The sequence below is a fragment of the Oligoflexus sp. genome (genome assembly GCF_035712445.1).
GTDB lineage: Bacteria > Bdellovibrionota_B > Oligoflexia > Oligoflexales > Oligoflexaceae > Oligoflexus.
The window spans coordinates 16,989-30,928 of the sequence record NZ_DASTAT010000072.1; the positions used below are offsets into that span (position 1 = coordinate 16,989).

Genomic DNA, 13,940 nt, shown 5'->3' on the forward strand with positions numbered 1-13,940 from the left:
CGGCAGACCATGGTCAAAAATCCCGTGAAAGACCTGGGTTGGCGTACAGAACGTGAATCCCTTCCATTTGATCTTCCTAACCGTGTGAGCAGTGACAGTCGTCGGATTGAAGCCGGCCAGTGGTTTATGCCCATCCGCGGCGCAAACTTCGATGGCCATGACTTCATCCAGGCGGCCATGGACAAGGGTGCTGACGGTTTTTTCTATGAATCCCGCCTGCGTGAGCAGCTGAAGCCTGACCTTCGCAGCCGCGGCATTGAAGTTACGGATACAACCAAGGCCTTGCAGGATCTCGCGCGCTGGTGGCGCCAGGAGATAGGCTGCAAGGTTGTCGGGATTACAGGTTCGTCGGGCAAGACCACGGTGAAAGAGATGGTGGCCGCCATGCTGCATGGCATCGCGCCGACCCTGAAAACAGAAGGCAGTCTGAATAACGAGCTGGGCACTCCCCTCACCCTTTGCCGGCTGACGCCGCTGCATCGCTTTGCGGTGATCGAGATGGGTGCGCGGCACAAGGGTGATATTGAATTCCTCTCGACCATCGTGCTTCAGGACATCGGCGTTCTGCTCAACGTCGGCAGCGCGCATGTCGGGGAATTTGGCAGCCCTTTAAAAATTCTGGAAGCCAAAATGGAGATTGCCGCGGCAAGGACGGCGGTTTACTTCAAGGATGACGAACGCATTGATCGGGCCATGAAAGCCCTTAAAAATAAGACTCTGGTGACCTTCGGCCGCGATCCTTCCGCTGATGTCCGCCTGCTCACGACCGACCTGGATGGACGCGGCAAGGTTCGCATTCATTTTGAAATCCGTGGGCAAAAGCAGACGGTCGAATCGAATTTCTATCACAGCAGCTTTCCCATCAACGCCGCCGCCTGTCTTGCCATCGGTCTTGCGCTCAAGCTTGAGCCGAAGGACTGCGTGACCGCACTGCAACATTTTCATGGGGTCAAAGGTCGCTTCAAGGTTCACACGCTGCGTGATCAGCTTCTGATCGATGACTGCTACAACGCCAATCCCGAGAGCATGAAGGCCGGTCTCACCACCCTTAAGGAAGCCTATGGGAATCGGAGAACTCATCTGGTCCTGGGTGATATGCTCGAACTCGGCGACAGTTCGGAAAGCGCGCATCGGGATGTCGGAGCGTTCTGCGCCCGCGAAATCAAACCCGCGAAGCTTCTGACCGTGGGTCCGATGTCGCGTTGGATGGCCGAGGAAGCGATCAAAGCGGGGCTTCCTTCGGATCGCGTCATGCAGTTTGAAAGCGTCGATCAGGTGATCGCACAATTGCCTGCGTTTTGGCCTGATGCTGAGCTGCTTTACGTTAAAGCTTCCAATGGTCTAAGATTAAGTAAAATCATTGATACCCTTCTCACTCCATAGGACACCGCCTTGCTTTACCACATCTTCCACAACCTGGCCGAGAGCTTCACGGTCCTGAACGTGACCCGTTACATCACCTTTCGTTCCATGGCGGCACTGCTGACGGCTTTGGGTATCAGTTTTGTCTTCTCGCCCTGGTTTATCCGTAAACTCAAGAACAAGCAGATCGGCCAGCAGGTTCGCAATGATGGGCCGCAGTCGCACTTTTCCAAGGCCGGAACGCCGACCATGGGCGGCGGCCTTATCCTCGCCGCGACCTTGATTCCCGCCCTGCTTTGGATGGACTGGACCAACCCCCATCTTTGGTTTGTGACGGTCGTGACCATGACCTATGGTTTGATTGGCTTTCTTGATGATTATTTGAAAGTGTCCAAGAAAAATACCAAGGGTCTTTCCGGCAAGAAAAAGCTGGTCGGACAGTGGTCGGTGGCCCTGATCATCTGCACGGCGCATTTTTGGATCTACCGCAACGGCGAGCTGCATTTTCCCTTCTTCAAGGAATGGATCATCGACCTCAGCTGGTTCTACATTCCCTTCGCCGCTTTTGTGATTGTCGGATCGAGCAACGCCGTGAACCTTACCGATGGACTCGACGGACTTGCCATCGGCCCTGTGATGACCACCGCGGCCTGCTTTGCGATCCTCGCCTATGTCGGCGGGAACGTGAAAATCTCGGAGTATCTGCAGCTGCATTATCTGAAGGATACCGGCGAGCTCGCGATTTTCTGCGCCTGTCTGATCGGCGCTGGCATGGGTTTTCTTTGGTATAACACCTTCCCCGCTCAGGTCTTCATGGGTGACGTGGGTTCTTTGCCCCTGGGCGGTGCGCTGGGTGCCATCGCGGTCTTTACCAAAAATGAAATCCTGCTCGTTGTCGTCGGCGGTATCTTTGTGGTCGAGGCTCTTTCGGTGATCCTTCAGGTCGGCAGCTTTAAACTGCGCGGCAAGCGTATTTTCCGCATGGCGCCGATTCATCACCACTTTGAACTGAAAGGCTGGCCGGAGCCGCGAGTTATCGTTCGCTTCTGGATTATTTCGATCATTCTTGCCATTATCGGTCTCATGAGCCTGAAACTGCGCTGAGACGATAAAATGAACAAGACTTTGATTATCGGGGCCGGACGTTCGGCCCTGGGTGCTGCCAAACTGCTTTTAAGCCAGGGGCAAAAACCCCTGGTTTCTGACATAGCCGAGAAATTCCCCGAAGTGGCCCAGGACATCCGGGCTGCGGGCGCGGACCTGGTGATCGGCCCGCAAACTCCCGAACTTTTGAACGGTATATCCCAGCTGGTTGTGAGCCCCGGGCTTTCGCCTGATATTCCCATCCTGCAGGAAGCGCGCAAACGCGGTCTGCCCATTCTGAGCGAGATTGATCTGGCTCTGGCGGCCTTTGAAGGCACCGTTATGGGCGTGACGGGCACCAACGGCAAGTCGACCACGACCACGCTTCTGGCCCATCTTCTGAAAGAGTTGGGCAGTGAAGCCGAGGCCAGCGGTAATATCGGAATTGCGCCCAGTCTTTTGCTGGCGGAAGGGCGCGTGCCGGAAATTCTGGTGCTGGAGCTGTCTTCGTATCAGCTCGATTTTTCTCAGCCCATTCGCAACCACTGCAGCCTTTTCATGTCCTTTTCGCCTGATCATTTGGAGCGGCACGGGACCATGGAAAATTATTTCAAGGCGAAGTGGAAGCTCATGCTTGCGACCGTGGAAAGCGGTCGGCTGATTATGCCGCGGCGTATCCTGGAGCACGCGAAAGAGTATGGAGTGCCCTTTCCAAAAGCGCCGATCACGCAGATTGTGGTCGATGGTGAAACACCATACAGGGATTATGGACGCACAAACATCGTGCATATCGATTCGCAAAAAGGGATAGTGAGTGGCGATGGCTTTTCACGTCCGGAAACTCTTCCCGCCGAACTCAGCTTTCATAATCAGCTGAATGTGGTCGCCTCCATACTGGCCGTGCGGAGCCTCATCAGCGAGGTGCCGTGGAGCGATCTGATGCGTGCCGTGGCCAGCTATGAGTGGCTTCCCTATCGCTTTCAAAAGATTGGAACGTTTTTGGGTCATCCCGTCTTCAACGATAGTAAATCAACCAATGTGGAATCGACCTTGGTCGCACTTCAGAGTATGCGTGTACCAGCCATCGTCTTGCTGGGTGGTTATCCCAAAGGCGAGTCCTTTGCGCCCATCGCGCAGTATCGGGACCGCATCGGAATCCTGATCGGCTTCGGCGCGGCCGGAACTAAAATTGAGAATGATCTTAAAGACTTGAAGCCCAAGGTCTACCCGACGCTGAAAGCTGCGCTCAGCGAAATCGGTGATATTGCCCGGCAAAGCCCTGCACCCATTGTCTTTTCTCCGGCCTGCTCGTCTTTTGATGAGTTCAAAAACTTCGAGGAAAGAGGTGCCTTTTTCAATCAAAATTTGAGCCCGCTGCTGGACAAAGGATAAGGCAAAAGGAAACAATAGAAGGATGCCCATGATGTGACGTGAGGAGAATCACATGGAAACACCTTCTGCCTCCGAAGGTCGATTCTATCGCAACGCCCTGCTCTTCACGGTGTTCCTTTTAACCGCGCTGGGGCTACTGGCGATCTACACCTCGTCCAGCATTCCCGCGGAAATCAAATTCCACGATACGCTTTTTTTTGTACGCAAACAGTTTGTGCTCGCGGCGCTGGGTTTTGGCATGATCATGCTGCTGCAGACGCTGCCCCTTCGCTGGATTGAAATACTGACCCTGCCTTTGGTTGCCATCTCGGCCCTGATGCTTCTTTTTACATTGATTCCTGGACTCCAGTATAAGGCCAACGGCGCCGCCCGCTGGGTGCGCCTCGCCTGGTTCACCTTTCAACCCTCCGAGCTCGGCAAGGTGGCGATGATCCTTTTTCTGGCGCGCAATCTCAGCCGTCCGTCCGCCCGTATTGATAAAAGGCCGATGGCCATCCTGCCCAATCTTGGTGTTTTAAGCGGTTTTGTCCTGCTTCTGATGATGCAGCCCGACTTCGGTTCCACCGTGGTCTATGTGTCGATCACCATGCTGATGCTTTTTGTTGCGGGGCTTCCCGTTCGATATATCATCACCGCGTTCTGCCTGGGCGTGGTCGGGGTCGTTGCCGCCATTCTTCATGCTCCCTATCGCCTGGCTCGGATTACCAGTTTCCTGGATCCATGGGAAAGCATACGCACCGGTGGCTTTCAGATCGTGCAAAGTTATCTGGGATTTCACAACGGCGGTCTTTTGGGCGTCGGACTGGGCGAATCCCGGCAGAAACTCTTCTTTTTGCCCGAAGCGCATACCGATTTCATCCTGTCGGTGATCGGCGAGGAAACCGGGCTTTTGGGTGTTTGTCTCGTCGTCTTATGCTTTGCTTACATTGCGTGGCTGGGGCTTCGCATCACAACCCTGCAGAATGAGACCTACCGAAAATTCCTCGCGATGGGGATAAGCTCTTTAATTTCCATCCAGGCTATCGTAAATATGGGAGTCGCCATGGGGCTTTTGCCGACGAAAGGGATGCCTCTGCCCTTCGTCAGCTATGGATCGAGTTCTCTCCTCAGTTTTTTGCTGATGGTGGGAATCCTCGCCCGGCTCGCGAAGGTTGCACCCAGCCGAGCAGGCTGAAGGTCCTTCGCATCCGCTGAACCCTAAGGCCAACCTGGGCGGTAGGGACTGCCTTGCAACCTGATCTTTCCATGCGACTGAGTTAAAAAAAATGAAAGACGATTCCCCAAGGCTTGTGCATTTTATCGGGATCGGTGGAAGTGGCATGCGCCCGCTCGCCGAAATTGCTCTGGCTCAAGGCTATCAGGTCAGCGGTTCCGATCAGAATCAGACGAGCAGTACGGATGAGCTTGTGTCCCGTGGAGCCCGTGTGACGATTGGCCATCGTGCGGAAGCCATACCGGAAGGTCCGGTTCGCATCGTGGCGTCCACCGCGATCAAAGGCGCCAACCCCGAAGTGGCCGAGGCGCAAAGACTGGGTTTACCGATTCTTCATCGTTCGGAATTTCTGCATGAGCTGATGAGTCGCTTTAAGCCCATCTGTATCAGCGGAACGCACGGCAAGACTTCCACGACGGCTATGGTCGCTTTCATGCTGCGCGAGCTGGGTCTGGATCCCACGGCCGCTATCGGCGGAGAACTCGTCGGAACCAGCAGCTATTCGATGAGCGGCTCAGGGCCATGGTTCGTCGCCGAATGCGATGAATCGGACGGCAGCTTTCTACGCTATGAGCCCTTCCTCAGCATCGTCACCAACATCGACCTCGACCATCTCGATTATTATCAGGATCTGGAAGGGCTGAAGCGCGGGTTTCTCACCTTTGTGAATAAAACCCATGCCGAAGGTTGGGCGATCTTCGGCTGGGATAATCACGCGGCGCGGGAGGTGGCTCACGAGTTCACCGGCCAGCGCCTCACCTTTGGGACGCGTATTGGCTCCGAGGTCCGCGGACTCAATTTCAAAAGCCAGGGTGCGGTTGCCAACTATGAAGCGGTCGTGGATAAAATTTTGATAAAGGGTCGCGCGCCCGTCGTCGGTCGCCATAACCTGCAGAACATCCTCTGCTGCCTGGCCGTTGCGAAGGCTCTTGACCTTGATTTGCAGAAAGCCGCGGACGCCCTTTCCCGCTATCCCGGAGTCAAACGTCGCTTTTCGCTGGTTGCCGATATTGATGGCGTCAAAATATTTGATGACTATGCCCACAACCCGGGAAAAATCCAGTCATGTATAGAAGGTGCGCGCGAGGCTTTTCCGAATGAGCGACTGATTGTTATCTTTCAGCCGCACCGATACTCGCGACTGGAAACTATGTATAATGAAACCATGGCTTCTTTTGCAGCGGCGGACGAAGTGCTCATCATGCCTGTGTATGCGGCCGGTGAGTCGACCGATAAGGACTTTTCCCCCAGTGTTCTGGCGGAAGATCTGAGTCGCGTGAGTCGCGTGAAAGCCCAGCCTTATAGCAAGGAAACCCTCAATAAACTTTTGCAAAGCCCGCGTCGGCCCACCGTCCTCATTACGGTTGGTGCCGGCGACGTTTCGCAGTTGAGCCAGGAATGGAAGGACGCTCTCCATGAGCAAAAAACGGCGCAAGAAAGGACTCCTCGATAGTCAAAAACTCAAGCGACGCTATCGCCTTCTGCCCGTATTGAAGAAACTTCTGCCGCCGGTGCTCGTGATTGCCGGCGGCGTTGGCCTCAGCCTCTGGCTCAAACCTCGCCTCGCCTCCTCCGGTTTTGACTTCCTCAGAAACGATGAAAGACCTGAGCTTCAGGTACTCAGCAGCATCGGAGTCGAGGATGATGCGCCGATTCGCGAGGCTTATACGCAGCTCGCAAAAATGGATGGAACAACCCTGCCGCAGTTTGCGGAGAAGCTGCATCAGAAGATGGGCCTGCGTTCCATCACCTTGATCCGTACCGCTCCCGAGCGTCTTGCCATCGGAACGGAACCCTTTGCGGCCGCGATGATAGTCGAACTTGATCGTCGTCGCTTTGCGACGGCCGATGGCATCATCTTTGGCGAACTCAGCGAAGGTCAGGTCTCGCCTCTCCCGGTGCTCAAGGGGTTGGACCGTCGTCAGACGATGACACGAACGGCCAATGGAACCTATGGTGTCAGCATAGGGAACCAGAAGATTATTAACGAGGCCCTTCTCGCCATCGGGGAAGGAAGCAAGTACAATATTAAATATCGCAGCCTTGTTTATGATGATTTTCGCGGAATCAGCGGTGATCTTGAAGCCTCAAATTATCGAGTCACACTCGGTTTTAAACCTTACTCCAACAAATACATGAAGCTTGAAAAGATCATACTCAGCTTGAAAGAGCGCGGCCTTACATCGGCTACGATTGAAGTTGATTACAAAGGCAAAGCCTTCGTCAAAGAGAGTGTACTCTAGACATTAGGAATTATCGTGCAATCCAAGCAACTTTTTGCCCTCGATCTTGGGACAACGAAATTTTGCCTCGCCGCTTTGATCTGGGGATCGGGTGTGCCGAAGCTTGAGCTGGTCGAGGTTCCCGCCGACGGCATGCATCGGGGCATGGTATCCGATTTTTCCAAAGCGGAACGCTGCATCAAAGACCTCATCGAAAAAGCTGAGAAGCAGCTTAACGTCCTTATAGATAAAGTGATCGTCGGCGTGGCCGGCAGCCACCTCCGCAGCACTATCGTCGAGCACGCTCTGACAATCCCCCACCAGCCTGTGCAGACGCGGCATCTGAAGCGTCTTCTTGAGGAAGTGGAGAGCAAATCGGAAACACCGTTTCGCGAACTCTTGCACTGCGTGCCCATCGCCTACCGCATTGACTCGCGCGAGGAAACCAGCAATCCTGTAGGATTCACGGCCTCCAGTCTGAGCGGTCGCACCTTCGTCATCGATGCGGACAAGGACTATCTCCGCGACATCATCCGCGTCTGCAACGCCAACGGCCTTGAAGTAATGCGTCTCTTTTCAGAGCCATTTGCCTCGGCATCCGTCTGCGTCGCCGATGAAGCGAAGCAGCTCGGGATGGCCATTGCAGATATCGGCGGCGGCACCACGGACGGAGTCATCTTTCAGAACGGCAAACCCGTCAAGGCCTTTACCATCAATATCGCCGGTTCCATGATGACCCGTGATATCGCGGTGGGTTTGAATGTCAGCCTTCAGGAAGCCGAACAGCTGAAGCATACCTATGGGCTGAAATACTACGATACTCCGAAGGAACTCCGGCATCAGCTTGATCCAATGGCCAAGAAGGTTTTTATTGTGCTCGGCTCGCGCATTCATGAACTGGGTGCGCATCTGGCCAATGATCTTCTGGAATTCCGGGGACAACTGGGGGCCGGCATTCTTCTGACCGGCGGTGGTTCCCAGGTGATTGGCATCGACCGCTTCCTGGCGGACCGCTTCAAAGTTCAGGTAAAAGTCGCCCCACCCCAGCTATCGGTGGATCAGATGGGGCTCGGCGTTCATACCACGCGTCACGCCACGGCATTGGGCCTCCTTAACTTGGAGCTTGGTCGCCGTGTGAGTGCGCAGCAGATGAACGGTTCATGGTCGCGGCGCTATCTGGATCAGTTCGTGAATTGGATTCGCGAGCTGTCCTGATTCGAAGCGGTCAAAAATTTGACAGTCAGGCGCGTTCCTCTCTATAATTTTCATAAGTCCAATCCTATCCAAAAAAGTTTCACAGCCTCGGTGAAGGTCGCGAAGGAGTTTTTCATGGCTCTTGACTCGGATCATTTTGTCCCTCCAACAGCGAACATCAAAGTCATCGGCATCGGCGGCGGTGGCGGGAATGCAATCAACACCATGATTCGCACCAATATCGAAGGGGTTACGTTCATCGCGGCCAATACCGATGTCCAGTCCCTCCGTTTTTCTTTGGCCGAAAGGAAAATTCAGATCGGCAAGGAACTCACCCGCGGCCTGGGCGCTGGCGCTGATCCGGATATCGGTCGCGACGCGATGCTCGAAGACCGCGCGGCGATTACGGAAGCTCTGCAGGGTGCGCACATGGTCTTCATCACTGCCGGCATGGGCGGCGGTACGGGAACCGGCGGCGCTGCGATCGCTGCGCAAATAGCCCGTGAAATGGGTGCTTTGACGGTCGCCGTGGTCACCAAGCCCTTCGCTTTCGAAGGCAAAAGACGCATGAAATACGCCGAGGAAGGCATCAAGCGTCTGGAAGAAAGCGTGGACACCCTGATCACGATTCCCAACCAGCGTCTGCTTGAAATCGCCAGTCCTGATCTGAGCATGATTGATGCGTTCCGCATGGCCGACAACGTGCTTGTGAATGCTGTGAAAGGCATCTCCGACATCATCAATATCCCAGGCCAGGTGAATGTTGACTTTGCCGATGTGAAGACGGTCATGTCCTCGATGGGCCTTGCGCTCATGGGCATCGGCACAGCCGAAGGTCCCGATCGTGCCGAGGAAGCCGCGCGTCGTGCCATCAACTCGCCTCTTCTGGAAGACGTCAGCATCGAAGGCGCGACCGGCATTCTGATCAATATCACGGCCGGTGAGAGCGTTTCGATTCATGAAGTCAACAAAGCCTGCTCGATCATCCAGGAAGCCGCCCATGAAGATGCCAATATCATCTTCGGTGCTGTGATTGATGAGAACGTGGGCGCGATGATGCGTGTGACCGTGATCGCCACCGGCTTTCCCAGCCGCGATCTGGAGCACATCCGCGATAGCAACTCGCACAGAAATCGCCGTCCTGGCTTTATGAAGCCGGCTCCTCTCGGATTGAGCATGAGCACGACTCCCATCCGCACTCCAGAGCCTGTTCGCGCTCCGGTGGAACCCCGTCGTGAAGCGGCCCCTGCACCAGCAGCCCGTCCGGCTGCAAGCATGGCAAGTCCTGCGCGTCCTGTCATGCCAGCGGTTTCAGCGCCTGTACCGGCACCTGCTCCCTATGTGGCAGCGCCCGTTCAGGAACCCAAGGTCATGGATGAAGGCCCTTCCCTGGAAGAAAGCCTTGCGCGTCTGACCATGGAAGGGAGCTCCAGCGAATTCACGGCGATGGAATTGAAGCCTCAGGACCGTGATCTTCGCATCGAAGGCGCATCCGCTGCGGCCGTTGGTCATCTGAATAATGAGTCGCTCGAATCCTTTGATGATCCTGAACTCTTTGCCAAGGACGAGTCGGCTCCAGCCCTTGTGTCCCTGAGCGAAGAGATGGATCGTAAAATTGATGAAGCTCTGAAGATCGCGGAGCAGTTGAGCAAGGCCCCGCACCGTCCTCAGGATGATGAAGATCTCGATATTCCTTCATTCCTCAGAAAATCCTCGAAGGACCTCTCGCTGTCCTGATGGAAATGCCCGGGAAACCGGGCCTTCCCTTCAAAAAAGAAAGCCTGGAGTTGATCCAGGCTTTTTTTATTTCATTGAAGAAGCTGGGGTTGACCCTGCTGCATGGCATCCTGAAAGCGATGCGATCCCGTCGGAAGATTCTGCTGCAAGGGGCTGTTGATGGTCGTGGCCTTATCGCGGCGGTTGCCGATGGTCAGCAGATCACGCATATGAGGTCCGCTGGGTGCTGCGTCCTTTCTTAACCTTTCAAAAAGAGGTGTCAATGCCTCGCCCAAAAAGCCTTTCAAAGGAATATGCGTCCCCTTCCCTATCCCCTGCGAAACGATGCGGAAGACTTCCTCCAGGGCGAATTCCTGCTGACCGGTCACTTCAAGAATCTGCGCCTCTTCCGGCAGGGGAAGATCGATCAGCTTTTCGAGAATCTCGCTCAGGTCGCTGACATGCAGCGGCGCGAGTTTTTCCTTGGATTTTGGGACGGGATAAAACCAGGGAAAGCGCATCAGGCGTTCGATAGCGGTGACCAGACGGTCCTTGTATTTCAAATCACCGAAGGCCAGTGCGGAGCGCAGGATGATTTTTTCAGGTATTTTTGAATTCAGGATCATCAGCTCGGCCTGATACTTTTCCTGCAGATAAAGGGATTCCGCCGTGCGGGAGGCCCCGAGTGCGCTGACAAAGATAATGCGGCGGGTGCCGGCCTCTTCCATGGCCTGGATCAGATTGCGCAGCATTTCAAGGTTACGGCTGGTCATCACCGTTTCCTCATTCCCCCAAAGGGCGTCCTCCATGCGCGAACGAAAACTCTGATTCCACGCGAGATGCACGACCGTTTCAATGCCATCGAGTGCGGGAGGCAGATGCTCGATACGCAGAAGATCGCCGAAGACCGGCAGAGCATGAGCCATGGGCTCGGGCAGATGCGCACGATAAAGGCCGATTGAAGCCTTGCTTTTTTCGGATAAACGGCGGAGCAGATGGCGGCCGATAAAGCCGGCGGAACCGGAAACAAGAACTGTGGCGGCGGATTTCACGGGAGCGGAGCCCTGGTTTTTCCTGGTCACGCGTCACCTCCTGAATGAGTTACCCACTACCGAGTTTAGCAATCAGAACCGCAATTCTCCAGTCATAGCCGTTCCGAGCCGGCAAAGAGATGTACAGATTTTCCTAAACGGTGACGGCAACCGCTTTTTTAATCCTTGAAGATTGACAAAGTTCTTCGCCTTCAGATATACGTCTCGAAGTCACCCGAAGAAAGTATGGTTTTAACTTACCGCTACAGACTCAAGGACGGCAATCAAAGAAGCCAGCTCAAACGGCTTTCGGGCCAAGTGAACTTCGTCTGGAACTTCTCAAACGAAGTTATGCGCGAAAACTGGCGCCGGTCACGGAAATACACGACCAGGAATGATCTGCATGTTTTGACCAAAGGTGCCTCTCAAGAGCTTGATATTAACTCGCAGACTATTCAGGCCGTCGCCTATGAATGTCTGCTAAGAACACAAAAGTCAAAGAAGCGGGTTCGCTTCCGCACGAGTCGCAAGAACCTAGGTTGGATTCCTTTCAATGGCCAGACTGTGAAGTTTTGTGGTAACTTTATCAACTACAACGGATTTAAGTTTCGTTTTTGGGATCACCGCAAGCTTCCTGAAGGATGTAGGATCAAAAGTGGATCATTCGCTGAAGATTCGCGGGGCCGTTGGTATCTTAATCTGAATATCGAAGTTGCAGATGACGTTGTGATGCTACCTTTGGCTCCCAACTTGGATATTGGGATCGATCCCGGTACGAGGACGGTGCTGACGACGTCTGACGGTGAAAAATTCGAACGTGAAAACTTAACACGCGACTACGAAGATCTACTTAGGCGACGCGGATTCAAGCAAGCTAGCCCGAACCAGAATGGCAAAAAGCATTTTGGATGCAAGCTGGCATCAAATATACACATTCCTTCAATATAAGTCCCTAAGGCGTGGAGGAATCGTGCTCAAAGTGAGCGAAAAATTCTCGACTGTCACTTGCTCAAGCTGCCTTTCAAGATGTGGCCCGAGTGGACTAAGTGGGTTGAGTATAAGAGAGTGGACCTGTCAGATTTGTGGAGCGGTACATGATCGCGACATAAACTCTGCCGTATACATTCTCCGTTCCGGGCGTGGAACGCTGAGTGAGAAAACAAATTCTCACAAGGGAAGCTCCGGCTATAACGCGATGAGCGTTTAACCGTTGAGGACGTCACCATAAAGCGCGCGGGTCCTGGCAGCGACATCATCCCAACTCATGGCCGCAGTATTGCGGGCCCTGCAGAGCCCGGCTCTGTCGGTGCTGGACAACAGCTCCTCGATGGCGGCGGACCATCGGCGCGCGTCATCCCCAGGTAAAAGACCCATGCCGGCCTCGCCAACGACTTCATCAATACCGCTGCCACGGGTGAAGATCACCGGAACACCATGGCTGATACTGGCTGCAGCCGGAAGGCAGAAACCTTCAAGGCGGCTGGGATGTACGTAAAGGTCAGCGGCTGCATGCAGATCCTGCATTTCATGCTCGCTGATGCGCGTTTTCAGGATCAGGCGGGAATCGGCATCGGCTTTCAGCGCATCAAGCCCACCTTCATCGGTGACGACAGTCCATCGCACCTGCGGCGGGAGATGGCGCAGGACCTTTGGAATAAGGTCGAGACGCTTATAGGATTCATGGCGACTGATCGTGAGTAGCTCAGAACCCTTGTTTTTCAGGTTTTTTTCCCGCGGATGAGGCCATCCATTCGGAATCATCACGGTCTTGCCGTGGCTCGCAGGATAAAATTCATGAAGCGTGTGCTCGGTCCAATGCGAAACACAGATGATCGCATCAGCGGCCGCGACCGCACGGGGCAATTGATAGCGAAGATAAAGTCCCAAAGCTGCCGATACTTCTTCCTTTTGCAGGATGGGAATCAGATCGTGAACCGTAAGGACCTTCCTCAGTTTCGAGGATTTCAGAGTCGGCACATTATAGTTGCTCAGGCCATGAACGATGGCAATGCCTTCATGTTCACGCAGAAAGTTTTGCGTCCACTGTCCCAACCAAAACAAGGCCCAGGGCTTGATCCGCGACTGCGGCCAACCTATGGTTTTCGGCAAAATATTCGGAAGAAATGGGGCGTCGAGTGCAGGAACGGAAGGAATGATGCGGGGTGACACGGCCTGTCGCTTCAGGGCCTGAAGGAGTTCCCAGGCATGCCGGCCGACGCCGGAGTAAAGAGACTGCAGGCCAAAGCCATCCCAGAGGATGACTCCAGGATCAGCTTTGGACCTGCCGCTCATAGGCATATCAATGCTTCAAGGTCGACTGGGACATTTGGATCCGTTGATCCGCTCGTCTCAGAGCGCGGTTGGCACGCTCCAGATCGGTGTCCGGTCCAATGTTCGCAAGACGTTCCGCAGCGCGCTTTCTGGCCGTCTGCGCGCGAGCCACATCGATCTCACCGGCACGTTCGATAACGTCAGCCAACAAGGTCACGCGGTTGCTTTCGACTTCAACGTATCCGCCGGCGATAAAGAATCGCTCCACGGCGTTGTCCGCTGTCGTGATCGTCACTTCACCCTGATCCAATTCCGCAACCATGCCTGCATGATCCGGAAGGATCGTCATGTACCCAAGGGTACCAGGCAGAGTCACAGCAGACGCCTTGACCGTGGCCACGGCGCGGCTGGGAGACAGGACTTTGAGGTCAAAATTAGCAGCCATAAGCTACCTGT

The 13,940-nt window shown here is 54.6% G+C and carries 13 protein-coding genes; 10 read left to right on the plus strand and 3 right to left on the minus strand.

Going from position 1 to position 13,940, the window contains the following annotated elements:
• The first annotated feature begins 9 nt into the window (after window positions 1–9).
• From VFO10_RS16510 to ftsZ, 8 genes are all read left to right on the plus strand, one after another.
• A complete protein-coding gene (locus VFO10_RS16510) occupies window positions 10–1,383 on the plus strand; it encodes a UDP-N-acetylmuramoyl-tripeptide--D-alanyl-D-alanine ligase (protein WP_325142107.1) in 1,374 nt (457 codons plus the stop codon).
• 9 nt (window positions 1,384–1,392) lie between these two features.
• Complete coding sequence (gene mraY, locus VFO10_RS16515; protein WP_325142109.1) at window positions 1,393–2,466, plus strand: phospho-N-acetylmuramoyl-pentapeptide-transferase; 1,074 nt, start codon at window positions 1,393–1,395, stop codon at window positions 2,464–2,466.
• Between the two features lie 9 nt (window positions 2,467–2,475).
• Window positions 2,476–3,837 (plus strand): UDP-N-acetylmuramoyl-L-alanine--D-glutamate ligase, encoded by a 1,362-nt coding sequence (murD, locus tag VFO10_RS16520; RefSeq protein WP_325142111.1) that lies wholly within the window; start codon window positions 2,476–2,478, stop codon window positions 3,835–3,837.
• A 52-nt stretch (window positions 3,838–3,889) separates the two neighbouring features.
• A complete protein-coding gene (gene ftsW, locus VFO10_RS16525) occupies window positions 3,890–5,011 on the plus strand; it encodes a putative lipid II flippase FtsW (protein WP_325142114.1) in 1,122 nt (373 codons plus the stop codon).
• 91 nt (window positions 5,012–5,102) lie between these two features.
• Window positions 5,103–6,503 carry a UDP-N-acetylmuramate--L-alanine ligase gene (gene murC / locus VFO10_RS16530; protein WP_325142116.1) on the plus strand — a complete coding sequence of 467 codons (1,401 nt, stop codon included), beginning with the start codon at window positions 5,103–5,105 and terminating at the stop codon, window positions 6,501–6,503.
• A complete protein-coding gene (locus VFO10_RS16535) occupies window positions 6,466–7,293 on the plus strand; it encodes a hypothetical protein (RefSeq protein ID WP_325142118.1) in 828 nt (275 codons plus the stop codon). Before murC ends, VFO10_RS16535 begins: the two co-directional genes overlap by 38 nt.
• Window positions 7,294–7,308: 15 nt before the next feature.
• Window positions 7,309–8,487 (plus strand): cell division protein FtsA, encoded by a 1,179-nt coding sequence (gene ftsA / locus VFO10_RS16540; protein ID WP_325142119.1) that lies wholly within the window; start codon window positions 7,309–7,311, stop codon window positions 8,485–8,487.
• A 114-nt stretch (window positions 8,488–8,601) separates the two neighbouring features.
• Window positions 8,602–10,203: a cell division protein FtsZ gene (gene ftsZ, locus VFO10_RS16545; protein ID WP_325142121.1), complete on the plus strand. Its 1,602-nt coding sequence runs from the start codon at window positions 8,602–8,604 to the stop codon at window positions 10,201–10,203.
• Between the two features lie 71 nt (window positions 10,204–10,274).
• Here ftsZ and VFO10_RS16550 read toward each other — a convergent pair whose 3' ends face one another.
• Window positions 10,275–11,264 carry an NAD(P)H-binding protein gene (locus tag VFO10_RS16550; protein ID WP_325142123.1) on the minus strand — a complete coding sequence of 330 codons (990 nt, stop codon included), beginning with the start codon at window positions 11,262–11,264 and terminating at the stop codon, window positions 10,275–10,277.
• Between the two features lie 195 nt (window positions 11,265–11,459).
• Between VFO10_RS16550 and VFO10_RS16555 the strand changes: the two genes are divergently transcribed.
• Together VFO10_RS16555 and VFO10_RS31455 are read left to right on the plus strand one after the other, a co-directional pair.
• On the plus strand, window positions 11,460–12,161 hold the full coding sequence (locus tag VFO10_RS16555) for a transposase (protein ID WP_325142125.1): 702 nt from the start codon (window positions 11,460–11,462) through the stop codon (window positions 12,159–12,161).
• Window positions 12,103–12,420, plus strand: coding sequence for a zinc ribbon domain-containing protein (locus VFO10_RS31455; protein WP_414697036.1), 318 nt, complete (start codon window positions 12,103–12,105; stop codon window positions 12,418–12,420). Before VFO10_RS16555 ends, VFO10_RS31455 begins: the two co-directional genes overlap by 59 nt.
• Here the strand turns inward: VFO10_RS31455 and VFO10_RS16560 are convergent.
• Window positions 12,417–13,505, minus strand: coding sequence for a glycosyltransferase family 1 protein (locus tag VFO10_RS16560; RefSeq protein ID WP_325142127.1), 1,089 nt, complete (start codon window positions 13,503–13,505; stop codon window positions 12,417–12,419). The two genes, VFO10_RS31455 and VFO10_RS16560, sit on opposite strands and share 4 nt — an antisense overlap.
• Before the next feature lie 7 nt (window positions 13,506–13,512).
• Window positions 13,513–13,929 carry an ATP synthase F1 subunit epsilon gene (gene atpC, locus VFO10_RS16565; RefSeq protein ID WP_325142129.1) on the minus strand — a complete coding sequence of 139 codons (417 nt, stop codon included), beginning with the start codon at window positions 13,927–13,929 and terminating at the stop codon, window positions 13,513–13,515.
• Between the last annotated feature and the right edge of the window lie 11 nt (window positions 13,930–13,940).